Below are 24,880 nucleotides of genomic sequence, written 5' to 3'. Positions count from 1 at the left end.
AAGGCAAAAAAGTTGAGAAACCTGCCGCCTACCCCGAGATCATCGTATTCGTCGAGCCTGTCAACGGCGGTTCGCGCATCAGCCTCTTGAACAAAGACGGCAGCGCATACAAAGGCAGCGATGCCTCTACGCTCCTCAGCCGCCTGCATACAGAACTGCGTTAAACAATCCGATGTCACAACAGGTCGTCTGAATTTGAATCTAAACTGCGCCTCAAATCTCGGACGCCCGTAAAAGCCTATTTGGGCGCTCCCTATAAGCCGGGTTCTGCATAAACAGGACTCGGCTTTTTCCATCTCAAACTGCAACGCTCCCGTTTGCAGCAATCCATACAACCATCTGCCTGCTTCATCCGCCTTTAAGCAGTATCATGCTGGTCGGGATATCACGCTACTCGTTGCTTCAACGGCAACCTGCCCTTCCCTATCTGGCGGGGTATTTAGCATGTTCTGATTATGAGAAGAGGTCGTCTGAAACCAAATTTTCAGTTTCAGACGACCTTTTACCGTATCAGCAACCTTGTCCCTTCCCCCGTCCTGCGGGGGAAGGTTAGGATGGGGGTGGCTTCGCGGCTTTAGGCAAAATCAAATTGGTGCTGCCCGTAAAACCACCCTCTCCCCAACCCTCTCCCGCCGGACGGGAGAGGGGGCAGGTTGCGCGTCGTGGCATAGATTTCTGTCTGGCTACCGTCATTCCCGCCCCCGCCTACGCATAGTGGATTTAATTTAAATCAGGACAAGGCGACGAAACCACAGACAGTACAGATAGTACGGAACCGATTCACTTGGTGCTTCAGCACCTTAGAGAATCGTTCTCTTTGAGCTAAGGCGAGGCAACGCCGTACTGGTTTAAAGTTAATCCACTATAAAAATGCACCCTGACGGCTGGAGGGTGCAACCGTCAGGGTGCCATTCAAACTGTTTTCATCTGTTTAAAACGTAGTGGTCGTCTGAAAATCGGGTTGACTGTTCGGCGCATTGTATTAAGGGTTCGGCAAACTCTTCTCCAACCTTCCAAAGTCTCTCCGCCGATTTAATGAATGACGGTTTTCAGACGACCTTTGAGGTCGTCTGAAAACCATACAAGCCTTACAGCAACACTTTCTCCACGCCGCCGTTGTTGGCTTTTTTCACAAACTCGTCCAGCCAGTTTTCACCGAGGATGTGTTTCGCCATTTCGATGACGATATAGTCGGCGGGCATGTCGTTGTCGTCGGCGTAGCGACTCAGGCCTTGCAGGCAGGCGGGGCAGGTGGTGAGCATTTTGACGGGTTCGCCCTGCGGCAGCTCTTTGAGGTTTTTCTCGATTTCTTCCTGTTTGCGGAATTTGACTTGGGTGGCGATGTCGGGGCGTTTGACGGCGAACATGCCGGATTCGCCGCAGCAGCGGTCGCTTAAGACGACTTTCTGCCCCATGAGGCTGCTGGCCATTTGGGTGGCGTTCATGGTTTTGATGGGCGTGTGGCAGGGGTCGTGGTAGAGGTATTGCTGACCTTTCACGCCGTTCAGTTTCACGCCTTTTTCGAGCAGGTATTCGTGGATGTCGATGATGCGGCAGCCGGGGAAGATTTCTTCGAAGCGGTATTTTTCGAGCTGGTCGTAGCAGGTGCCGCAACTGACGACGACGGTTTTGATGTCGAGGTAGTTGAGGGTGTTCGCCATGCGGTGGAAGGCGACGCGGTTGTTGGTGCTCATTTGTTCGGCTTTTGCCTTGTTGCCGCCCGCGTCCTGCGGATAGCCGCAACACATATAGCCGGGCGGCAGGACGGTTTGTACGCCGACGTGCCAAAGCATGGCTTGGACGGCGAGTCCGATTTGGCTGAACAGGCGTTCGGAACCGCAGCCGGGGAAGTAGAACACGGCTTCGGCATCTTCGGGCGCGGCGGGGTTGCGGATGATGGGGATGCTTTTGTCGTCTTCTATGCCGAGCATGGAGCGCGGTGTTTTGGCGGGCACGCTTTTGGGCAAAGGACGGTTGATGAAGTGGATGATTTGTTCTTTGACCGGGGCGGTGCCGACGGTGGCCTTGGGTTCGGCTTTTTGCTTTTTGGTGCCGACGGGCAGGAGTTTGCCGATTTTGTAGGCGAAGTTCTGCGCGGGGAAGCCGGTCTGTATCATGGCGGCGCGCAGGGCTTTGATGGTTTTAGGACCGGTGGCGTTCAGGAACGCCATGCCCATCGATGCGGCGGGGGCGAAGCGTTTGTGGCCGGAATCGGCAAGGTAGTTGCGGATGGCTACGGTTACGTCGCCGAAGTCGATGTTGACGGGGCAGGGTTTGACGCAGCGGTGGCACACGGTGCAGTGGTCGCCGATGTCCATGAGTTCTTCAAAGTGTTTGATGGAAACGCCGCGGCGGGTTTGCTCTTCGTATAAGAAGGCTTCGGTCAAGAGCCCCACGCCGAGGATTTTGTTGCGCGGGCTGTACAGCAGGTTGGCACGAGGGACGTGGGTGGAGCAGACGGGTTTGCATTTGCCGCAGCGCAGGCAGTCTTTGACGGAATCGGCGATGGTGCCGAGGTCTGATTTTTCCATAATCAGCGATTCCGCGCCCAAAAGCTCGAAAGACGGCGTGTAGGCGTTGCGTAAGTCCGAGCCTTTCATCAGTTTGTGACGGTTGAAGGTGTGTTTGGGATCGACTTGGTTTTTGTAGTCCCAAAACGGCTGCAAGTCTTCATCGGTCAGAAATTCGAGCTTGGTGATGCCGATGCCGTGTTCGCCGGAAATCACACCGCCGAGCGAGCGGGCGAGTTTCATGATGCGTTCGACCGAACGGTAGGCGGTCTGAAGCATTTGGGCGTCGTCTGAATTGACAGGGATGTTGGTATGGACGTTGCCGTCACCGGCGTGCATATGCAGGGCAACGAAGACTCTGCCGCGCACGGTTTTAGCGTGGATTTTGCCCAAGCCTTCGATGATTTTGGTGTCGGTTTTGCCGCTGAAGATTTCGGCGAGCGGTTTCATTACATCGTCTTTGACGGACACGCGCAGGCGGAAGTCGCGGAATGCGGTGAAACAGCTCTCGTCGTCTTTGGCTTCGGGCGCGGCATGGACGGCTGCGCCGTAGCGGGCTTTGTAGTCAGCAAGCGGCGTGTCCAGATGGGCGAGCAACCAGTCCCAACGTTCTTTGACAGCGGAAACGTGGGCAAGGGCGTGTTTGCCGCGTTCGCCCAAAAGTTCGGCGGTCGGCAGGTCAGTGCCCATTTTGTCGATGGGGAGTTTGCCCGAAAGATATTGCTCCAATGCGGCGCACAGGGTGAGTTTGTTTTGGATGGAAAGCTCGATGTTGATGCGTTCGATACCGTCCGAATACTCGCCCAGCCGCTCCAGCGGAATCACCACGTCTTCGTTGATTTTAAAGGCGTTGGTGTGCTTGGCGATGGCGGCGGTGCGGCTGCGGTCGAGCCAGAAGGTTTTGCGCGCTTCGGGCGACACGGCGATAAAGCCTTCGCCGTCGCGGGCACGGGCAAGTTCGCAGATGTGTTCGGCGGCGGCCTGTACGGCGGCTTCGTCGTCTGAAACCACGTCCGCCAGCAAGACCATTTTCGGCCGCCCCTTACCCGCTGCTTTGGTGGCGTAGCCGACGGCGCGGACATAACGCCAGTCCAAATGTTCCAAACCCGCCAGCCGCACGCTGTCGTGGGCAAGCAGGAAATCGCGGATTTCGACGATAGAAGGCGTGGCGGTGGCGACCGTACCGAAAAACTCCATACACACGGTGCGCGTGTGTTTCGGCATTTTATGTAACACGAAGGCGACGCTGGTAATGATGCCGTCCGTGCCTTCTTTTTGCACGCCGGGCAGACCGCTCAAGAATTTGTCGGTAACGTCTTTGCCCAAGCCGACTTTGCGGAATTTGTGGCCGGGGATTTCCAAGCGTTCGGTTTTAACGATATTGAGGCCGTCTGAATCCAGTGTGTGAACGTCGAACACGGCGGTTTCTTCGTCGTGGATTTTGCCGAAATTGTGGCGCACGCGCTCGATGCGCAGCCATTCGCCCTGCGGGTTGACCATCTGCCAGTAGGCGAGGTTGTCCAACGCCGTACCCCACAACACGGCTTTTTTGCCGCCCGCGTTCATCGCCACGTTGCCGCCCACGCAGGACGCGTCGGCAGAAGTCGGATCGACGGCGAACACCAAACCCGCCTGATGCGCGGTTTCTTCCACCCGCCGCGTTACCACGCCCGCGCCGCAATGGATAATCGGATGTTTGCCGTCCAAGCCCGCCAGTTCGACAAATTCCACGCCGCGATGCTTGTCCAGCTTTTCCGTATTGATGACTGCGCTCATCGCATCCAAAGGCACGGCGCCGCCGGTATAACCCGTGCCGCCGCCGCGCGGGATAATCGTCAAATCCAATTCAATCAGCGCGCGCACCAAGGGCGCGACTTCCGCTTCCGTGTCGGGATTGACGACGACAAACGGATATTCGACGCGCCAGTCGGTCGCATCGGTAACATGCGTTACCCGCGCCAGCCCGTCAAACATAATATTGTGCGGCTTGGTGATTTTGCTCAAACGCTCTAAAATCTGCCGCCGCTTTTGGCGCGTTTCGTCAAAGCTGCCGTCAAAACGCTCGACCGCCTTTTCCGCCGCCGCCACCAATACATCGACTTGCGGATTGTCGTCGCGGCGTTTGCGGATTTCGTTCAACCGGTGGCGCATTTCCCGCACCAGCGCGGCGCGGCGTTTCGGATGCTCCAGCAAATCATCAACCAGATACGGATTGCGCACGACCACCCAAATATCGCCCAACACTTCAAACAACATCCGCGCCGAACGCCCCGTCCTGCGCTGTCCGCGCAAGTCTTGCAGAATCTGCCACGCCTCATCGCCCAACAGGCGGATGACGATTTCGCGGTCGGTGTAGGAAGTATAGTTGTAGGGAATTTCCCGAATACGCTGCGGGGCGGTAGTCGTGGTCATGGTGGCGGTGTGTCCGTATAATTATTGGTACGGCGAAACTGCGGAAAGCTGCTGCATGATTTCGCTGTGTTTTTAGAAAAAAGGTCGTCTGAAAGCGCAGATTCAACGAAGTTAAAATGATTTTCGAGACAATCAGACAACTTGGTAGAAAGTGTTAATGTAGTTTAAATTCCGACGTTTTTCAACGTAAAAGGCGAAAAATGTTTCAATAGGAATAATTTTCAAAAAGGCGGATATTGTTGACAATTTTAATCTAAAAAGACATTTCAGACGACCTTTGACGCCGCCGCGCTTGAGTTTTCCCGTAAAACAGTTATAATGCCACTCTCTTACGGCGGGTCTCCCCGCATGGTAATTCGGAACAACGGGTCAGGGGCGGAAGCCAGCAGCCCACTCCGATGCGTCAGTGCCGGGGGTCTGGCTCGCCACCCTATTAAAAAACACCGAAGATTGATTGGTCTTCGGTGTTTTTGCTTTTGTAGAATTCGGGATTGGAAAAAGGTCGTCTGAAAATCTATTAAATGCACCTACTCAAATAACGGCAAGGCATCGCATCTGTTTGTGACGACAAGGCAAAATCAAACGGTTTTCTCATTGGCACGCCCTAAGTAAATGGCGATCAGGGTCAACGCGGCGCCGCTCCATTGAAGGCTGTTAATCGGCTTCTCCAACCAAAAATAGTCTATCAATAAGGCGGCGACGGGTTCGGAGAGCAGCAGCAGTCCGGTCAGCGAGAATGATAATAAGGGAATGGCGTAGGCAATCATGCCCCAAGCGAAACACTGCATGACCGCGCCGTAAATCAAAACCAGCCCGACATCGCGCATGGTGGCTGGATAGAGGGCGTGGCTGTCAAACAGGATGGATGGGATGATGAGTGACATTGCGCCGCCGAAACTCAACACCATCATCAGAGGAAAGAGCGGAGTTTTCTCAATTTGGTGGGTTTTGTGGATACACACCATAGACAATGCGAGCATACCGCCCGAAGTGATGCCGCTGATAAAGCCCCAGACGGCGTTGCCGTTGTGTCCGAACTCAGGGCTGCCGATAAAGGCGACGCCGCTGATGGCGAGAATGAGGCTGAACATTTGCGATTTGCTCAAACGTTCGCCAAAAAAGAAGAAACCGATGGCGGAGAGGAAAAATATCTGCAAACTGTTGAGCAAGGTGGAAATACCGGGGCCGACGGCGTGTATGCTTTCGTGCCACAGCGACAGGTCGAATGCCAGAAACACGCCGGAGAGCATGGCGGTGTAGATGGCTTTTCTGCTTTTGGGCAGTTTTTGCCCGAACAGGCGCGACAGCAGCCAGAAAATCACTGCCGCTATCGCCAGCCGCCAAAATGCGATGGCGTAAGAGCCGACGTCGACAAATTTGACAATCAAGCTACCTAGTCCGAAAACGACGCAGCCGACGACCAGCAAAGGGGCAGCATGCGAATGATGCGGCTTATTCATAACGTTCTCTATTCTCTTTGTTTTATGGTGGATTAACTTTAAACCAGTACGGCGTTGCCTCGCCTTAGCTCAAAGAGAACGATTCTCTAAGGTGCTGAAGCACCAAGTGAATCGGTTCCGTACTATCTGTACTGTCTGCGGCTTCGTCGCCTTGTCCTGATTTAAAGTTAATCCACTATATAAGGCGGATTTGAAATCCGTCGGTTTTATTGGGTATTGCTCTCCAGCCGGTTTACAGAAAGGTCGTCTGAAAACGTGCAACCTGCTTTTCAGACGACCTTTTTACATTCTCTTCACATCAATCCTGCATCAGCCAATATTGCAGCCCGATTAAGGTTTTGCCGTCTTTGATTTCGTTGTGTTCCAAAGCGGTGCGGACTTCTTCCTTGCTCATCAGGACGGTTTCGGTGATTTCGTCTTCGTCGTTGCTCAAGGTGCTGCCGAGGCGCACGCCTTCTGCTTTGTAAAGGTACATTTTTTCGTCGCAGAAGCCGATGGCGGTGTAGAAGCTGCTGATAAGTTTGACGCGGTCGGCGGTGTACGGGGTTTCTTCCGCCAGCTCGCGCAGGGCGCATTCGGCGGGGTCTTCGCCTGCATCGAGTTTGCCGGCGGGCAGCTCGAGCGTGGCAGCATCTGCGGCGTAACGCCATTGGCGCACGAGTACGGCTTTGCCCTCTTCGGTAACCGCCAAAACGCAGGCCGCGCCGGGATGGCGGATGACGATACGCTGGCTTTCGTTGCCGTTGGGCAGGCGGACTTTGTCGCGGTTGATGGTAACAAATGAGCCTTGATAAATCGGCTCGCTGCTGAGTTTGGTTTCTTTCAAATCCATTTGCGTGTTCTCTTTGTAAAGTTTGATACGGGGTCGTCTGAAAATCGGGAATGGGTTTTAACTTCGTTGAAGCCGAGCTTTCAGACGACCTCTTGAGTCATGAAAAGGCTCGTCTGAAAGGGAGCGAAGCGGGTTTCGCTAAAACGTTTGTGCTGTTTTAAACCCTGCTGCGTTCGATTTCAATGCCGACTTCTTTGACATCGGGCAGGATGCCGGGCTTGATGATTTTGACGCGCACACTCAACGCGCCGAAATTGTCAAGGATGAGTTTGGCGATGTGTTCCGCCAATGATTCGAGCAAGAGGAAGCTTTGTTCGGCAAGGCTTGCCCTGACGGCTTCGCAGACTTCGCCGTAGTGGACGGTATTGCCGATGTGGTCGTCTTGACCGCTTTGTTCGGGGATGCCGATGTCCAAGTCCAAAATCAGGGTTTGGGGGCGTTCGCGTTCCCAGTCGTACACGCCGATTAAGGTGTCCGCCTTCATGCCACGTAAAAAGATTTTGTCCATTTGCCTGCCTGTTTTTTTGATAAAATGAGCGTCCCATTTTAAGTAAAGCATCTGAAATGTTCAATGTATCCGCCGTTATCGCGGCTTATTTAATCGGTTCGCTGTCGTTTGCCGTCATTGTTTCCAAATATTACGGCATGGACGATCCGCGCACTTACGGCTCGGGCAACCCCGGCGCAACCAATGTTTTGCGCAGCGGCAAGAAAAAGGCGGCGGCGCTGACTTTGCTGGGCGACGCGCTCAAAGGCTTGGTGGCGGTGGTTTTGGCACGCTGTCTGCAAGATGCTTTGAATCTGTCGGACATCGCCATAGCGGCGGTTGCCGTAGCCGCGTTGGTCGGACATATGTGGCCGATATTTTTCGGCTTCAAAGGCGGCAAGGGCGTGGCAACTGCTTTGGGCGTATTGCTGGCGCTTTCTCCTGTAACGGCTTTGGTTTGCGCGGCGATTTGGCTGGTCATGGCGTTCGGCTTTAAAGTGTCCTCACTTGCCGCACTCGTCGCCACCGTAGCCGCGCCGCTCGTCGCCTTCTGGCTGATGCCCTACCCTTCTTGGGCTTGGGCGACCGTCGTCATCGCTGTGCTGGTGTTGTACCGCCATAAAAGCAATATCCAAAACCTGCTTCAAGGCAAGGAAGGAAAAATCGGAGACAAGGCAGATAAATCCTGATTTTATTTTTCAGACGGCCTGTCCGATTGCGGAATGAACCAAGGTCGTCTGAAAACCTTTCAATCTACGCTGCGGCATTACCTTAACCCGCCGGCAGGTATCGAAAACCGATTTAATCCATTATAATCAAGCTCTTTTGTTTCACAACCAAACTTCCATGCCGAAACGCCCGTTCAAAACCGTCCTGACCGCCTTTACCTTGGCCGCGCTGTCTGCCTGCTCGCTGGTCAAGTATCAGCCTGTCGCCACCATCAATAAAATTGATATGAACCAAGGCTATCGTTTTGAAACCAGCCAGTTTCGGCGCGAAGAAGACGACACTTTTATCATCCTGATGCTCTCCGGCGGCGGCACGCGCGCGGCGGCGTTGGGCTACGGCGTGTTGGAGCAGCTTCAGCAGCAAAAAGTCACCATCAACGGCAAAAGCAAGTCGCTGATGTCCAATGTCGATTTGGTGGTCGGCGTATCCGGCGGCTCCGTCCTCGCTGCCTACTTCGCGCTTAAAGGCGAAGAAACCATCCCCATGTTTTACAAGCGTTTCCTTCACCAAAACTTCCAACGCCAAGTCGTCAAGCAAGCCTTTTCCATGTCCAACCTGCCCCGCCTCGCCTCACCCGAATACGGACGCGGCGACCTCTTGCAGGAGCAGTTTGAAAACCACCTTTTCGGCAAAGCCACCTTCCGCGATTTGGAAATGCACGGCAAAGGCCCGTTCGCCATCATTTCCGCCACCGACATGGGCGCGGGCGAACGCCTGAACTTCACGCAAGAATACTTCGACCCCATGTGTATCGACTTGGGCAGATTGCGCCTGGCCCGCGCCGTTGCCGCCTCCAGCGCAGTGCCCATGATATTCGCCCCGATTACCCTCAACAACAACGGCGGCAACTGCGGCTACACCCTGCCGCCGCAGCTGCAAATGACCGGTCTCGAGTCCCAAAAGCAGCAAAACGCCACCTATCAAGAGTTTAAAGACAGGTTCAACAAATACAGCGACAGCAAAACCCGTCCCTACATCCACCTGATAGACGGCGGCCTGACCGACAACCTCGGCATGCGCAGCCTCTTGGACATGACCGAAATGTATCCCGACAAAGTGTTGGAACAACAAATCCGCAGCCGCAACCTGCGCCACATCGTCGTCATCAGCGTCAACGCCCAAAACCAAATCAGCAGCAATATGGACAAAACCGCCGCCGTACCCGGATTCCGCGACGTCGTTACCGCCATCGTCAACATCCCCATCGACCAATACACCCAAGAATCCCAACGCCGCTTCCGCGCCTTTGTCGACAAGCGCAACGAAGCCAGCCGACAAAACGGCGACGGAATCAGCTTTTCCTTTGTCAGCCTCAACCTCAAAGACCTGCCGCCCTCCGCGTTGCGCGACAAAGTGTTGAACATCCCCACCAGCTTCTACCTCCCGCCCGAAGACGTGGACAACCTGCGGACCGCCGCGGCAGAGCTGATGAAACAGTCCCAAGACTACCAAAAACTGCTGCAAGAATTTGCCGCACACCCCAACCCCGAAAGCATCTTCGCCGAGCCGCCGCCACCCGATCCCAAAGACGGCAAAGCAGCCCAAAAACAAAACAAACCCATCCCATAACGACATTTCAGACGACCCATAAAACCCAAGAGGTCGTCTGAAACACCACAAACGGAACACCCCGATCATGAACGACAAAACCAGCCCCATCGTTACCGACATCAACCGCCCCGTCCTCGTCCCGCCCGGCGGCCATAAAAAAGTCCTGCTGCATTCCTGCTGCGCCCCCTGTAGCGGCGAAGTCATGGAAGCCATGCTCGCCAGCGGCATCGACTACACCATCTACTTCTACAACCCCAACATCCACCCGCTCAAAGAATACATGTTGCGCAAAGAAGAAAACATGCGCTTCGCCGACAAATTCGGCATCCCCTTCATCGACAAAGACGACGACTACGAAAACGACCGCAAAGAATGGTTCGCCAAAGCCAAAGGCATGGAATTCGAACCCGAACGCGGCATCCGCTGCACCATGTGTTTCGACATGCGTTTCGAAAAAGCCGCCCAATACGCCCACGAAAACGGCTTCCCCGTCTTCACCAGCTCGCTGGGCATTTCCCGCTGGAAAAACATGGCGCAAATCAACGACTGCGGCCACCGCGCCGCCGCGCCCTACGACGACGTCGTTTATTGGGATTTCAACTGGCGCAAAGGCGGCGGCAGCGCACGCATGATCGAAATCAGCAAACGCGAACACTTCTACCAACAAGAATACTGCGGCTGCGCCTACTCCCTGCGCGACTCCAACGCCCACCGCAAATCGCAAGGCCGCATCCCCATCAAACTCGGTGTGCTGTACTACGGCGACGAATCCACACAATACGAACCCTCGCCTGACGGACAGGCAGCCAAAATCGTTGTGGACAAATAATTGATGTCGGTTTTATATGAAGAAAAAGGTCGTCTGAAAGATTTCAGACGACCTTTTCAACACTTCTCCAACCAAAAAAAGTAACACCCGTCCGTCTAACCGTGTTCTAATAATGCTTTACATTTACGCTGAACGAGAGAAAAGCCATGACCGCACCTCAAACGCCCGTTATCCGCTCCCTGCTCGACACCGACCTGTACAAGTTCACCATGCTTCAGGTGATACTGCACCAATTCCCCCAAACCCACAGCCTTTATGAGTTCCGCTGTCGCAACAAAGACATGGTTTACCCGCTTGCCGACATCCAAAGCGACTTGGAACGAGAACTCGATGCGCTCTGCCAACTGCGTTTCACCCACGACGAACTCGACTATCTGCGCAGCCTGCGCTTCATCAAAAGCGACTTTGTCGACTATCTCGAACTCTTCCAACTCCAACGCCGCTTCGTCAAAGTCAGTCCCGACAATGAAGGTCGTCTGAACATCCGCATCGAAGGCCCCATGATTCAGGCGATGTTCTTTGAAATCTTCATCCTCGCCATCGTCAACGAACTCTACTTCCGCCGTCTCGAAACCCCCGCCGTCATTGAAGAAGGCGAACGCCGCCTCCAAGCTAAAGCGCAACGCCTCAAAGAAATCTCCGCCGCGCAAAATCCCGACGACCCGCCGTTTCTCATCTCCGACTTCGGCACCCGCCGCCGCTACACCCGCGACTGGCAGGAACACGTCATCCGCACCCTGCTTGAAGCCGCCCCCGACATCGTGCGCGGTACCAGCAACGTTTATCTCGCCAAAAAAATCGGCATCACCCCCATCGGCACAATGGCGCACGAGTTCCTCCAAGCCTTCCAAGCCCTTGACGTGCGCCTGCGCAATTTCCAAAAAGCCGCCCTCGAAAGCTGGGTACACGAATACCGCGGCGACCTCGGCATCGCGCTGACCGACGTGGTCGGCATGGATGCCTTCCTGCGCGACTTCGACCTCTATTTCGCCAAACTCTTCGACGGTCTGCGCCACGACAGCGGCGACCCTTATGTATGGGGCGACAAAGCGCACGCCCACTACAAAAAACTCAAAATCGACAGCCGCACCAAAATGCTGACCTTCTCCGACGGGCTGGACATCGAACGCTCGTGGGCGTTGCACCAATATTTCAAAGATCGTTTCAAAACCAGCTTCGGTATCGGCACCAACCTCACCAACGACATGGGCCATACCCCGCTGAACATCGTTTTGAAACTCGTCGAGTGCAACGGTCAGTCCGTCGCCAAACTCTCCGACTCCCCGGGCAAAACCATGACCACCAACAACACCTTCCTCGCCTACCTGCGTCAGGTGTTTGACGTTCCCGAGCCGAAGGCGGAGGATTGATTAACTGAAAACGGCAAAAGGTCGTCTGAAAACCTAAAACTAAGGTTTTCAGACGACCTTTTCCATCAGACAAATTGACAACACGACAATCATCCCAAGCCGCAATCCGCCCTACTCCATTATAGGTTTCCAGTACGGCGGTTGCCGTCTTTTCTGCCTTTTCATTTCATTATGGAGATGCACTTGAAACCCATTTCAGATAAACCTATTAAGGAGTAGAATAGCACCCGTTTTATTTTGTTATGTTTTGAAAGTATATTTAAATGTCCGCACCTCAATTCGATGTCGCCGTGATCGGCGCAGGTCCTGCAGGCTCGGTAGCATCCGCCCTGCTTCACAAAAAAGGTTATAAAGTCTGCGTATTGGAGAAACAGCACTTTCCGCGCTTCGTCATCGGCGAAAGCCTGCTGCCGCACTGCATGGAAATGCTGGAAGAAGCCGGTTTTGTCGACGCCGTACACGCCGAACCCAGCTTTCAGTTTAAAAACGGCGCGGCGTTTTCATGGGGCAGCCGTTATACCGAATTTGATTTCACCGAAAAATTTTCAGACGGCCCCGGCACGGTTTACCAAGTGCGCCGCGGGATTTTCGACAAAATCCTGATTGACGAAGCCGCCAAGCAAGGGGTGGAGGTTCGTTTCGGACACGGCGTAACCGCGTTCGACAACAGCGGCGACCTTGCCCGTTTGAGCGTGGAAGCCGACACGGGCGAAAGCTACGAGCTGACCGCGAAATTCGTATTGGACGCCAGCGGCTACGGCCGCGTGCTGCCGCGTTTGCTGGACTTGGAAACGCCGTCGCACCTGCCTCCGCGCCAAGCGCATTTCACCCACATCGACGACAACATCACCCACCCGAAATTCGACCGCAGCAAAATTCTGATTACCACCCACCCGCAACACCGCGACGTGTGGATTTGGCTGATTCCCTTCGGCGACAACCGCTGCTCCATCGGCGTGGTCGGTACACCCGACGTACTCGCGGGCGAATCGGAAACGGTGTTGAAAAAATTTGTCTACGAATGCCCGATGCTGAAAGAAATTCTGGACAAAGCCGTCTGGGAAAACGACTTCCCGTTCCGCTCCATCCAAGGCTACTCCGCCAACGTAAAATCGCTGTACGGCAAACATTTCGCGCTGTTGGGCAATGCCGCCGAGTTCCTCGACCCCGTGTTCTCATCAGGCGTAACCATCGCGCTGCACTCCGCCAAACTCGCCGCCGACCTGCTGGCGAAACAGCTTGAAGGCGGCGCAGCGGACTGGGATGCCGAGTTTGCCAAACCGCTGATGGTTGGCGTGAACGCGTTCCGCACTTATGTCAACGGCTGGTACGATTTCCGCTTCCAAAACGCCATCTACGCGCCCAACCGCAGCCCCGAAATCAGCCGCATGATTTCTTCGATTCTGGCGGGCTATGCGTGGGATACTGCCAACCCGTTCGTGGCAAAATCCGAGCAGCGCCTGTCTGCGCTGGCGGCATTGGTGGGGGACGTGAAAGTCGAATAAAACCGTTCGGAACGGTCCGTCCGCCGTTTCAGACGGCCTTTATAAAGACAAAAAGGCCGTCTGAAACTTTTCTATAATTGGCGGAGCAAGGTATATGGCTGATTCATTGGCATCGATACGCCACTTGCCGTCATTCCGGCGATAACCTGCTCTCGCGCAGGCGGCGGGAATGGCGGTCGGTGATCGGGTCCGTATTAACGTAAATGAATCAGCCACAGGTTTGGCAACCGCCCCCACATCTGCTAAATTGACCGGTACGCACGGCCTCGGCTTGGAGGCCGTCTGAAAAACGACGGAGGGCATTATGAAGATTCTAGTCAACGTATTTCATCCCGATCTGGAAAAATCCACGGTTAACAAAGCATGGGTACGGCAGTTGGAAAAGACGGCGGATGTAACCGTACGCAAAATCTGCCAGCGCTACCCCGACGGCAAAATCGATGTTCCGGCGGAACAGGAAGCCCTATCCGCGCATGACCGTTTGGTGTTCCAGCACCCGTTTTACTGGTATTCCGTGCCGCCGCTGATGAAGCAATGGATAGACGAGGTGTTTACCTACGGCTGGGCATACGGCGGCGGCAATGCGTTGGCGGGTAAGGAATGGGTATGCGCCATTTCCACCGGCGGTCCGGCGGATTCTTATCAGGCGGGCGGCTACAACAGTTATTCCATGAGCGAATTTCTAAAGCCCCTGCAACAAACCGCCAATCTGGTGCAAACCAAATTTCTGCCCCCGTTCGTATTCCACGGCGCCGTCCACGCCACCGAAGCCGAAATCGAGCAATCCGCGCGCGAACTGGCCGCACACATTACCGACCCGCTGCTTGACCCGCAGAAAAAACTGGCCGCGCTGGTGCAGGCGATGAACGACGAAGGCGTCAGCCTATAAACGGCTTACTTAATTTTTATTGAATCCCGCCATTCCCGCGCAGGCGGGAACGGCAGCAGTCGGTAAGCTCCGTATTGGAAACGAGGTGTTTTACCCCGAACCATATCGGGCAAAAAGTTCTTCGGCAAATCCGGCAAACTGCCTGCCAAACATGAAACATCCGCCCCGACAGACCGAACCGTCCAAACTTGTGCCTGTTCAGACGGCCTCCCGCTCCTCAGACATCGGTTACAATACCCTGCCAGTGATACACACACCTATCCCCTACAAAAGGAAACCCATGCGATTCCCAACCGCCGCTCTTGCCGCGCTCGCCCTTGCCGCCTGCGCCGCCTCCCCTTCCCTGCCCCGTCCGCAAACCCTGCCGACGCTTGACCAAGCAGGATTATGGTTCAAACTCGAACAGACCGACGCTTCGGGCAATGCCGCCCAAACCAGCCTGCTGGCGGTCGAGCAGCTTTCAGACGGCATCCGCTTCGTGCAGACCGACGCGCTGGGTGCGCCCGTGTCGCGCCAGTTTGTCGGCACGAAAGGCTGGAAAAACGACGGCTTCATCATGCCCAATTCCGCTTCGCGCCGCCTGTTTGCCGCGCTGCTGCCGCTGCTTGCCGCCGACCGTGCTGCCGCGCTGTATCCCGAAGTGGAGCAAAAACCGTCCGAACACAACGCGTTCTGTCCCGACGGCAACGGCGCACTGTTCCGCTACAAAGACCGCGATTTATGGTGCGTCGCCCGTCATGACGGGCAGTTCGTCATCGCCTTTCCCGACAAAACGCGTTGGACCGTCAGCCCGATTAAAGAAGAACAATGATGAAAACCCCCGTTTATCTCAGCCGCCCCGCCGTGACCAGCGCGCTCGGCAACGGCCTGCGCACACATATCGACGCGCTGCTGATGCCGTCTGAAACTTCGCCGCTGACGTTTTCCGACCAATGGGTCAAGGGAAAAACCTTCGCATTCGGCGCGGTAAACGAAACGCTGCGCCCGCTGCCCGACAACCTGTCTGCCGCGCATCGCAGCCGCAACAACCAACTGCTGTGGCACGCGCTGGAGCAGATTGAAGACGACATCCGCGCCGCCGTCCGGCGTTACGGCGCGGCGCGGACGGCCGTGATCATGGGCACTTCCACCAGCGGCGCCGACGAAAATATCCCCTTGTTCCAACACGTTGCCGACGGCGGCGGCTGGGCGGACAAGCCGTTCAACCAGCTCCAGCACGAAATGGCGTCGCCTTCGGAATTTATTGCACACGTCTACGGCATTCACGGCCTGCGCTACGTCGTTTCCACCGCCTGCACATCGGGCGCGCGCGCCTTAATCAGCGCGGCGCGGCTTCTGCGCTCAGGCTTGTGCGACGCAGTGGTCTGCGGCGGCGTAGACACCCTCTCGCCGCTGACCATCAACGGTTTTGCCTCGCTGGAAGTGCTTTCAGACGGCCTCGCCAACCCGTTTTCCGCCAACCGCGACGGCATCAATATCGGCGAAGCCGCCGCCGCATTCGTCATGACCCGCGATGCCGATTTCGGCGGCACGATGCAACTGTTGGGCTACGGCGCAAGCAGCGACGCTTATCATATGTCCTCGCCCCGCCCCGACGGTTTGGGTGCGGCGCAGTCTTTTCAGGCGGCGCTGAAAAATGCCGGTTTGCAGCCGCAGGACATCGGCTGGATTAATCTGCACGGTACCGGCACGAAACACAACGACAGCATGGAAAGCCGCGCCGTCGCCGAAGTGTTCGGCAGCCAAACCTTCTGCACATCGACCAAGCCGCAAACCGGACACACGCTCGGCGCCGCCGGTGCCATCGAAGCCGCATTCGCCTGGGGCGTCGCCGACCGCGGCTGCAATCCTCAAGGCAAACTGCCACCGCAACAGTGGGACGGCATCCCCGACCCCGAACTGCCCGCCATCGCCCTGACCGACGGCAACAGCACATGGTCGTCTGAAAAACGCATCGCCGCCAGCTCGTCTTTCGCCTTCGGCGGCAGCAACGCAGTATTGATTATCGGAGAATCAGCCGAATAAACCGCTTCTGGCTTTGCCTCAACGATATAGTGGATTAACTAAATCAGGACAAGGCGACGAAGCCGCAGACAGTACAGATATAGTGGATTAAAATTGCAATGATACGGCGTTGCCAACGCCCTTATGTACTACCCGTACACGGCGGGCGTTGCCGCCTTGTCTCATTTTTATTTTAATCCACTATAGTACGGCAAGGCGAGGCAACGCCGTACTGGTTTAAATTTAATCCACTATAAAAAGGTCGTCTGAAAACAGTTTTGGGTAACTGTTTCAGACGACCTTTTCGCTTACTGCAGCCAAACCCGCTCAAACACGGTTCGGCTTGACGTTTATCCTAATTGGCTGCGTTGACGCACAAAGAATCAATCTTGCCTGCGCGCGGGAAGCGGATGGTGTAGCGTCCTTTTTGGTTGATTTCTGCAAAGCTGAAGCGGTCTTCAGGCGTATCGCCGTCCGCGCCCACTTCCAAAGCAACGCGTTTGCCTTTCGGGTCTTTCACGACCACATTAGGGCTGACGGGCGCGAATGAAAGCATCAAACCATTGCCTTCCGTCACTTTAAAGCTGTACACCTCGCCGCGTTTGACCTTCATAGGTTGGTCGATGCAGCCCGTTTCATTCAGGGGCAAATTTTTTTCCGCATAAGCAAAAGCGGTGCTGCCCAAGCCCAAAGCAAGCATCAGGGAAAAACTCAGAGATTTCATACGGTTTCCTTTGAGATTTAAATATTCAAACGAAGCGGGATTATAGCACTGATTATTTGGCATCCGCGCTAGGCGAGACGAAAAATAATCCAACCAACATAAAACTCAACCATCCCTCCGTTCCAACACCTTCCTCGCCGCTTCCACGCCCCAATACAAGGCTTCTTCGAATACCGAATAGCCGCTCAAATCGCTGTGGGCAAACAGCAATCCTGACGCGCGGTTTCTGAGTTTTAACAAAGATTCGTCGTTCAGATAACCGGCTTTCGGTACGCTCATGCCGTGTCCGCGCACTGTAACATCAACATGGGAAACGTGTTGCCAGAAGCCCTCTCCGTAGGCGGCGATCAAGTCTTTGGCGGCCAAGTCGCGCAGTTCTTCGTCGGTGGCGTCGAGCAGTTGGCGGCGGACGGCTTGCGGGGTGTCGTGGTTGAGTGCAGTGTAGGCGGTGAAGATGGTGCGCTCAGGGCGTGCGACGCGGATGAGCTGGTTGGTGGCGACGACGTAGCCGAGCCCCTGGCTGCCGTAGATGACGTTATCCCACGCCGTTTCGCTGTTGTTTTTTTCTTTCGGGAAGCTGTGCAGCTCGAAATTGGCGACCAACCACGGGGCGTATTCGGGGATGTTCAAACCGTATTGCGCGGGATTTTCGATGATGCGGGCGGCGACCATCAACGGCATGGCGGAGATAACGTGTTGCGCGGTCAGGGCGACGGTTTCGCCGCTTGAATTGTCACGCAGCCAAACTTCAATACGGTCGTCTGAAAGCGGTTTGATTTTGACGGCGGATGCGTTGACGGAAGCGGGTTTGTCTAGGCGGATGCGGTTTTCAGACGACCATTGCCAACCTTCCTGCAAACCGGCATGGCAGCGCAGGTTTTCAGAAAGGTGCGCCAGACCTTCGGGCCAGGTGAGGACGGTTTCCGCGCTGTTGCGGGCGGCGAAGTAATGCAGTCCGGCAAAGGCGGATACTTGCGCTATGCCCTGCCCGTAATCGTCGCGGCAGCAGTAATCGAGATACCACAAAAGTTCGGGCGAGGTGTAGCCCTCTCGCACAAGCCATTGTTTGAACGTCAACTTATCAAGTTTGCGCCACGTTTTGTCTGCCGAAGACAGGGCTATCGGAATGGCGAAAATCTTTTTGCCGTCGCTGCCGTAAGCCTGTTTCAGACGACCGATTAAATCAAAAAAACGTTTGGAATCCGTATCTTCTTTCGGCAACAAGTGTTCTTGCCATTTATCCTGATACAAAAGGCGCGACTCGGGCGCATAAACCAAATCGGTTTCCCTGAAACTGCCGTCCGATTGCAAAATATCAAAATCCGCCAACATCTCGCGCACATACGCGCTCTCTTTCGACGGCAACGCAAGATAATGCGCACCGCTCGGCGCTTGCAGGCCGTCTGAAGCGGCGTAGGCGGCATTGTTGCCGTTGCGCTCGAACCCTTCCGCCAGCAATACATCACGATGACCGTGTTTCGCCAAATACCACAACGCCCCCAAACCCGCCGCGCTGCCGCCGAGTATCAGCGTATTGCATTCGTAACGTCGAGTCGGCGGATTGAGCAATTTCCCGTCGCGCAACAAATGCCCCAACGGCAGCCCGACACGGTTGACGGAAACCGGCGGTTTGCGGTTGAGGCGGTTATAAGTCAGCCAAGAAAAAGATGACGCGGCGGCAAGCGCGGCGGTGTAACTGAGGAATTGACGGCGTGTCGGCATGGGGTTGAATGTCGGTTTAGGGTTCTGACAGGTCGTCTGAAAACATCAAGACGGTTTCAGACGACCTTTTGATGAAATGTTTCCATCAATTTTATTTGACTGAGGATGCTTGTTGGAAACGTTTTTTATTAAGCAGGGTGCCAATGAAAAAATCAATTCGTTCCCCATCAAAAAATACAGCCCCTCGGATGTTTTTACATACCGGATCCCGCGAAACATACGAAAATCCATTATCCTCTTCTGAAACGTCTGATTCTTGAATGATGCCACTGATATTTTTGAGACATTGCCTATATACCGCTTCTCGTTTGGCATTGTCTTTCATCCACTCGCTGTACTGTTTTTCCTCTTTCTCCTGCAATACTAACCTGTAAAGCATCCCAATTCTTGGAAACTCTTCTTCATATTTGGCTTTTGAAATCGAGAGCTCTTCTACAGTCTGATCCTGAAATTTTTTAAAGAGCACACGGATATGTATCTGGCACGATACGCCTTTTACCCAGTTTATTGATGCCTTACCATTACTACAATGCTCTGCTTCTTCCGCAATCAATTCATCGATACTTTTTTTCTGCAACTCATCCTCTAGAGACTTGGTTTTGTCAGCAAGTACCTGTCCCAATGCGATGTCAATTAATACCGGCTCCCTCTCTTCCGTACCCAATGCATCAGTTACCATGCGCGAATGGTCTTCTTTCATGATACTTTCGAAGTCTTGCCAAGGTATTTGGGCATATTTCTGCGCCAAAATTTCTTTGATTTTTGCAACTTCATGTGATTTTTCCAGCCGCTCCCATTCTGGCCGTTCCCCCTCTTTCTTTTTCAAATTTTGTTTGATCTGTTTTATCAGAATTTCTCTGTCAACAGCCTTACTTAAATTTATAGGCAGCTCCAACTGCTCCATGACTTGATTCGTAATGGTGCATTCTGGATAAAACCTATAATAGTAAGAAGAGTCTTCGTATTCGGATTCATCAACTTGGGTTACCGCCACTTTGTCCTTAAGTTGTTTAAAGCATCTTCTGTATTCAGCCTCGAGTTTGCTGTGGTCCGACATTAATGTCTTCTCAATGTTCTTCCAATCTGCCTCTATGGCGGCGCGGTAGGCGGCTGTCAAGATGGGCGTGGGAATGTGCTTGCCATCGCTATATCCTAATTCTGTCTGAACGAGTTCAGATAATGTTTTTTCTGAGAATTTCTCTTTTAAAACATAATAATAAGCTTTACACAAAGCAATATGATCCCAAGCCTCCTTCTGACAGCTTTGCGGGATTTCTTTGTTCAGTGTTTCAATGTTTTTTGTTTTCAATTCATTCAAAAACGGCTCCGCCTTATCAGCAAAGATGCGGTCTATGGCTTCTCTTTTAGCCTGTTCTTCCAACGAACTGTCGGTATTTATGGAGTGAACGGATTCTTGATGTAAAGCCTTTGAATAGAATGTTTTCCAATCTTCTTCGGCATATTTCTTTTCCCATTCGGTTTTGAATTGCATGGCTCGCTTTTCAATTTTCTGATTAAGCGCTTCTTTTTCCGCATTTTCTTTCTGCCATTCATGGAACGATTCTGCGGAATCAACAGCCGTCCATGCGGCGAAACAGGGTAATAATTCGGTGTTGTCAGGGTTCAACATCAAAAGATCGTCGGGATACGCCGCAATCATTTGTCGTCCATCGACGTTTTCCATATCAACACCCGCCTTCTTGAACACATCGTCTTTCAAACATTGTTCTTTTTTAGTTTTGGCTTCGTCGAGATGCTGGAAATAATACACGCGGTCTTTAACGGGCGACGTGATGGGTGCTGAATTTGGCTGACTGATACACGCGCCTAAAAAGAGGGCGGATAAAGCGAGGATGGCGGAAGTGCGGAAGTGCATGGTTAGTTCCTTGGTCAGGATATTTTTAAAATTTAAGAATGAGGTCGTCTGAAAACATCAAGACTACGGTTTCAGACGACCTTTTGATGAAATGTTTCCATCAATTTTGTTTGACTACTGATGCTTGTTGGAAACGTTTTTTATAAAGCAAGGTGTCGATTAAGTCTCTGAAACGTAATGATTCAACCGAAACATCAGAGCTAAACGCCAGGCATCCGGGTACCTGTCTCACATACGAAGATCCATCATCCATTTCTGAAACATTTGATTTCTCGATGACTCCACTGATCTTTTTGAGACATTCCCTATATGCCGCTTCTCGCTTGTCATCATCTTTGTTCAGCTCAAAGTATTGTTTTGTCTGTTTTTCATGCAATACCAAATGGTAGGCTGTCTGAGCCAATGAATGCCCTCCTTCATATTTATCTTTTAAAGTAAAAAGTTCTTCCAAAGTCTGATTCTGAAATTTTTTTGAAAGGGCACGGAAAGGTACGTCACACCGAACATCTTCTCGCCAATCTATTGCTTCTTCGCCGCGACAGCTGGCGGGCATTTCGGCAATCAGTTTATCGATGCTCTTTTTCGCCAATTCATCCACGAGAGGCTGGATTTTGTCAGTAAACATCTGTTCCAACACCATAGACATTATCTTTTTCTGCTTCTGCTCCTCTTCCGTTCCCGAGAAAATGTTTACCATACTCGGATAGTCTTTTTCTACGGCACTTCTGAAATTTTGCCAAGGTGTTTGGGCGTATTTCTGTGCCCAAATTGTTTTGGTTTGTGCAAATTCGGGCGATTTTTCCAACTGCTCCTGTTCTTTTTGGCTGTCTTCCCCCTCTTTCCAGCGTTGTTTGAATTGCTTCATCCAAACTTCTCTGTTAACAGCCTCACTTAAATCGGCAGGCAGATTCAACTGTTCCATGACTTGATTCGTAATGACGCATTCGGGATAAGATTCAAAATACTCGGATGGAGTGTCTCCTCTATAGTAAGTAATCTGTATTGTCTTAATTTTATCTCTGATTTTTTTAACACATTGCGTGTATTCGGCATCGAGTTTGCGGTAATCCGACATTAAAACCGCAGACATTTTTTCCGAACTCACCTCCAATGCAGAACGGTAGGCCATTGACAAAATAGAAGCAGATAAATGCCCGTCGTCATTATATTGTTTTTCCATGTCTGACAATTCAGATACTGTTTTTTCCGAGAGTTTTTCTTTTAAAGCATGATAATAGGCTTTGCATGAAGGGATAAGGTTCCAAGCTCCCTCTCGACAGCTTTGCGGGATTTCTTGGGTCAGTATTTCGATGTTTTTTGTTTTCAGTTCATTCAAAAACGGCTTCGCCTTATCAAAAAAGATACGGTCTATGGCTTCTCTTTTGGCAAGCTCTTCCAATCGGTTTTGTCTATTCTGTGAGTCAACGGATTCTTGACGCAAAGCCTCGGGGTAGAATGTATTCCAATCTTCATTGGCGTATTTCTTTTCCCACTCTGTCTTGAACCGGATGACCTGCTTTTCAAATTTTTGTTTCAGCGCTTCTTTTTCCGTATTTTCCTCTCTCCATCTACTCATTGGCTCTACAGCATTATTTGCCGTCCATGCGGCGAAACAGGGTAATAATTCGGCGTTGTCAGGATTCAGCATCATAATATCGTCGGGAAACTCAGCTATCATTTGTCGATCACCGACACTTTCCATATTAACGCCCGCTTTTTTAAACACGTCGTCTTTCAAACATTGTTCGTTTTTAGTTTTGGCTTCGTTAAGATGCTCGAAGTAATAGATATAGTCTTTGACGAGAGGATTGATGGGCTCAGGAGATTGGGAACCGGTAGATGCCGAATTTGGCTGACTGATACACGCGCCTAAAGAGAGGGCAGATAAAGCGAGGATGGCGGAAGTGCGTAAGCGCATTGTTAGTTCCTTAGTCAGGATATTTTTAAAATTTAAAAATGGGGTCGTCTGAAAACGTAAAGACGGTTTCAGACGACCTTTTGATGAAATGTTTCCATCAATTTTGTTTGACTGCGGATGCTTGTTGGAAACGTTTTTTATTAAGCAGCGTTTCAGTAAAGTAGTCGAAACGTGACTCTTCAATTCGAAGACTAGAGCTAAACGCTAGGCATCCCGGCGCCCGCCTAGCATACGAAGAAGCACTATCCTCTTCTGAAACATATGATTTTTCGATGATTCCACTGATATTTTTGATACATTGCCTATATGCCGCTTCTCGCTTGGTATCATCATTGCTCAGTTCAAGGTATTGTTTTCTCTCTTTTTCATGCAATGCCAAAGAGTAGGCTGTATAAACCCGTGAAAGCCCCTCTTCATCTTTATTTTCATATTTATCTTTTGAAGCGGAAAGCTCTTCTAACGTCTGATTCTGAAATTTTTTTGAGAGAGCGCGGGAATATGCATCACATTGACTATCTGCTAACCAATCTATTTTTCTTTCATCGCGACAGCTGGCAGGTATTTCGGCAATCAGTTGATCGATGCTTTTTTTCGCCAATTCATCCACGAGAGGCTGGATTTTGTCAGTAAACACCTGGTTCAATGCTATGACCATTATCTGATGCTGCTTTTGTTTCTGCTTCTGTTCCTCTTTCGTACCCGAGAAAATGTCTGCTATAGTCGTCGGATAGTCTTTTTCTACGGTACTTATGAAATTTTGCCAAGTGAAATTTTGCCAAGGTGTTTGGGCGTATTTCTGAGCCAAGATTGTTTTGGTTTGTGCGACCTCAGGCGTTTTTTCCAACTGCTCGTATTCTTTTTCGTGGTTTGCTTCCGTTTCCCAGATGTGTTTGCCTAACTTCATCCACACTTCTCTGTCAACAACCTTACTTAAATTGGATGGCAGCTCCAACCTTTCCATGACTTGATTCGTAATGACGCATTCCGGATAAAGTTCTGAATAAAAGGAAAAGGTGTAATCTCCGGTTTTATCCATCTGAAACGGTGTCGCTGCTATTTTATCGCCGATTTTTTTAGCACATTGCATATATTCGGTATTGCGTTTGCGATAGTCCAGCATTAATGCTTTATCCATTTTTTCTGAATTCCCCTCCACCGCAGAACGGTAGGCAGCCGACTGAACGGTAGCAGGCAGATGCTTGGCACCTTTATATTGTTTTTCCATACCCGCCAATTCGGATAATGTTTTTTCTGATAATTTCTCTTTTAAAACATGATAATAAGCTTTACACGAAGGAATAAGGTCCCAAGCTCCCTTACGACAGCTTTGTGGAATTTCTTTGGTCAATGTTTCAATGTTTTTTGTTTTCAATTCATTCAAAAACGGCTCCGCCTTATCGACAAAAATGCGGTCGATGGCTTCTCTTTTAGCCCGATTTTCCAATCGGTTTTTTCTATTGCGTGTTTGAACGGATTCTTTACGCAAAGCCTCGGGGTAGAATGTGTTCCAATCTTCATTGGCGTATTTCTTTTCCCATTCGGTTTTGAGCCGGATGACCTGCTTTTCAAATTTTTGATTCAGCTCTTCTTTTTTCTTATTTTCCTCCTGCCATTTGCGCAGCGGTTCCGCAGCATTGTTTGCCGTCCATGCGGCGAAACAGGGAGATAATTCGTTGTTGCCGGGATTGAGCATCAAAATATCGTCGGGATACTCCGCAATCATTTGTCGTTCATCGGCGTTTTCCATATCAACGCCCACTTTTTTAAACACGCCGTCTTTCAAACATTGTTCGTTTTTAGCTTTGGCTTCGTCGAGATGCTCGAAATAATAGATGTAGTCTTTGGCGAATGGGTTGATGGGTGTTGATGATGAAGAACTGGTGGGTGCCGAACTTGGGTTGCTGATACACGCGCCTAAAGAGAGCACGGATAAAGAGAGGATGATGGAAGTGCGTAAGTGCATTTTGGTTCCTTGATGTTCTTAGTGAGAATATTTTTGGGGGTTTTAAAATGAGGTCGTCTGAAAACAGATTGAGACTGTTTCAGACGACCTTTACAGGTT

Annotated in this window: 17 protein-coding genes and 1 other RNA gene; 9 read left to right on the top strand and 9 right to left on the bottom strand. The window is 52.1% G+C overall.

What is annotated here, in order from left to right:
- Nucleotides 1-1,088: 1,088 nt before the first annotated feature.
- Nucleotides 1,089-4,922: a DUF3683 domain-containing protein gene (locus HMPREF1051_RS00575; protein WP_003762762.1), complete on the bottom strand. Its 3,834-nt coding sequence runs from the start codon at nucleotides 4,920-4,922 to the stop codon at nucleotides 1,089-1,091.
- Nucleotides 4,923-5,255: 333 nt separating this feature from the next.
- Here HMPREF1051_RS00575 and ffs point away from each other — a divergent pair.
- Nucleotides 5,256-5,352: signal recognition particle sRNA small type (gene ffs, locus HMPREF1051_RS12615), an RNA gene on the top strand.
- Nucleotides 5,353-5,500: 148 nt separating this feature from the next.
- Here ffs and HMPREF1051_RS00570 read toward each other — a convergent pair.
- The 3 genes from HMPREF1051_RS00570 to folB form a co-directional block, all read right to left on the bottom strand.
- Nucleotides 5,501-6,382 (bottom strand): DMT family transporter, encoded by an 882-nt coding sequence (locus HMPREF1051_RS00570; RefSeq protein ID WP_003762736.1) that lies wholly within the window; start codon nucleotides 6,380-6,382, stop codon nucleotides 5,501-5,503.
- A 298-nt stretch (nucleotides 6,383-6,680) separates the two neighbouring features.
- Complete coding sequence (locus tag HMPREF1051_RS00565) at nucleotides 6,681-7,214, bottom strand: NUDIX hydrolase (RefSeq protein ID WP_003762779.1); 534 nt, start codon at nucleotides 7,212-7,214, stop codon at nucleotides 6,681-6,683.
- Nucleotides 7,215-7,371: 157 nt separating this feature from the next.
- Nucleotides 7,372-7,722, bottom strand: coding sequence for a dihydroneopterin aldolase (gene folB, locus HMPREF1051_RS00560; protein WP_003762738.1), 351 nt, complete (start codon nucleotides 7,720-7,722; stop codon nucleotides 7,372-7,374).
- Between the two features lie 56 nt (nucleotides 7,723-7,778).
- Here folB and plsY point away from each other — a divergent pair, with 56 nt between their 5' ends.
- The 8 genes from plsY to HMPREF1051_RS00520 all read left to right on the top strand — a co-directional run bounded on the left by plsY (nucleotide 7,779) and on the right by HMPREF1051_RS00520 (nucleotide 16,599).
- Nucleotides 7,779-8,390: a glycerol-3-phosphate 1-O-acyltransferase PlsY gene (gene plsY / locus HMPREF1051_RS00555; protein WP_003762795.1), complete on the top strand. Its 612-nt coding sequence runs from the start codon at nucleotides 7,779-7,781 to the stop codon at nucleotides 8,388-8,390.
- Between the two features lie 157 nt (nucleotides 8,391-8,547).
- On the top strand, nucleotides 8,548-9,999 hold the full coding sequence (locus HMPREF1051_RS00550) for a patatin-like phospholipase family protein (RefSeq protein WP_003762818.1): 1,452 nt from the start codon (nucleotides 8,548-8,550) through the stop codon (nucleotides 9,997-9,999).
- 67 nt (nucleotides 10,000-10,066) lie between these two features.
- Nucleotides 10,067-10,810, top strand: coding sequence for an epoxyqueuosine reductase QueH (locus tag HMPREF1051_RS00545; protein WP_003762794.1), 744 nt, complete (start codon nucleotides 10,067-10,069; stop codon nucleotides 10,808-10,810).
- Between the two features lie 146 nt (nucleotides 10,811-10,956).
- Complete coding sequence (gene pncB / locus HMPREF1051_RS00540) at nucleotides 10,957-12,180, top strand: nicotinate phosphoribosyltransferase (protein WP_003762789.1); 1,224 nt, start codon at nucleotides 10,957-10,959, stop codon at nucleotides 12,178-12,180.
- A 263-nt stretch (nucleotides 12,181-12,443) separates the two neighbouring features.
- Complete coding sequence (locus HMPREF1051_RS00535) at nucleotides 12,444-13,685, top strand: NAD(P)/FAD-dependent oxidoreductase (protein ID WP_003762734.1); 1,242 nt, start codon at nucleotides 12,444-12,446, stop codon at nucleotides 13,683-13,685.
- A 304-nt stretch (nucleotides 13,686-13,989) separates the two neighbouring features.
- The gene (locus tag HMPREF1051_RS00530) at nucleotides 13,990-14,574 is read left to right on the top strand and encodes an NAD(P)H-dependent oxidoreductase (RefSeq protein ID WP_003762844.1); all 585 of its coding nucleotides are present in this window, start codon (nucleotides 13,990-13,992) and stop codon (nucleotides 14,572-14,574) included.
- 280 nt (nucleotides 14,575-14,854) lie between these two features.
- Complete coding sequence (locus HMPREF1051_RS00525; protein WP_003762766.1) at nucleotides 14,855-15,385, top strand: hypothetical protein; 531 nt, start codon at nucleotides 14,855-14,857, stop codon at nucleotides 15,383-15,385.
- On the top strand, nucleotides 15,385-16,599 hold the full coding sequence (locus HMPREF1051_RS00520) for a beta-ketoacyl-ACP synthase (RefSeq protein WP_036490899.1): 1,215 nt from the start codon (nucleotides 15,385-15,387) through the stop codon (nucleotides 16,597-16,599). The genes HMPREF1051_RS00525 and HMPREF1051_RS00520 overlap by 1 nt, the downstream gene beginning before the upstream one ends.
- Before the next feature lie 334 nt (nucleotides 16,600-16,933).
- Here the strand turns inward: HMPREF1051_RS00520 and HMPREF1051_RS00515 are convergent, their stop codons facing one another.
- The 5 genes from HMPREF1051_RS00515 to HMPREF1051_RS00495 form a co-directional block, all read right to left on the bottom strand.
- Entirely contained in the window at nucleotides 16,934-17,302 is a 369-nt protein-coding gene (locus HMPREF1051_RS00515) for a hypothetical protein (RefSeq protein WP_003762775.1), read from the bottom strand.
- Nucleotides 17,303-17,407: 105 nt separating this feature from the next.
- On the bottom strand, nucleotides 17,408-19,024 hold the full coding sequence (locus HMPREF1051_RS00510) for an NAD(P)/FAD-dependent oxidoreductase (protein ID WP_003762757.1): 1,617 nt from the start codon (nucleotides 19,022-19,024) through the stop codon (nucleotides 17,408-17,410).
- Between the two features lie 91 nt (nucleotides 19,025-19,115).
- Nucleotides 19,116-20,900, bottom strand: coding sequence for a hypothetical protein (locus tag HMPREF1051_RS00505; RefSeq protein ID WP_003762747.1), 1,785 nt, complete (start codon nucleotides 20,898-20,900; stop codon nucleotides 19,116-19,118).
- A 100-nt stretch (nucleotides 20,901-21,000) separates the two neighbouring features.
- A complete protein-coding gene (locus HMPREF1051_RS00500; RefSeq protein WP_003762816.1) occupies nucleotides 21,001-22,818 on the bottom strand; it encodes a hypothetical protein in 1,818 nt (605 codons plus the stop codon).
- A gap of 97 nt (nucleotides 22,819-22,915) precedes the next feature.
- Nucleotides 22,916-24,781, bottom strand: coding sequence for a hypothetical protein (locus tag HMPREF1051_RS00495; RefSeq protein ID WP_003762759.1), 1,866 nt, complete (start codon nucleotides 24,779-24,781; stop codon nucleotides 22,916-22,918).
- Nucleotides 24,782-24,880: the final 99 nt, after the last annotated feature.

The sequence above is a fragment of the Neisseria sicca VK64 genome (genome assembly GCF_000260655.1).
GTDB lineage: Bacteria > Pseudomonadota > Gammaproteobacteria > Burkholderiales > Neisseriaceae > Neisseria > Neisseria sicca_B.
The sequence above is the reverse complement of the archived record's forward strand: the minus strand, read 5'-3'. Positions and strand labels throughout refer to the sequence as shown.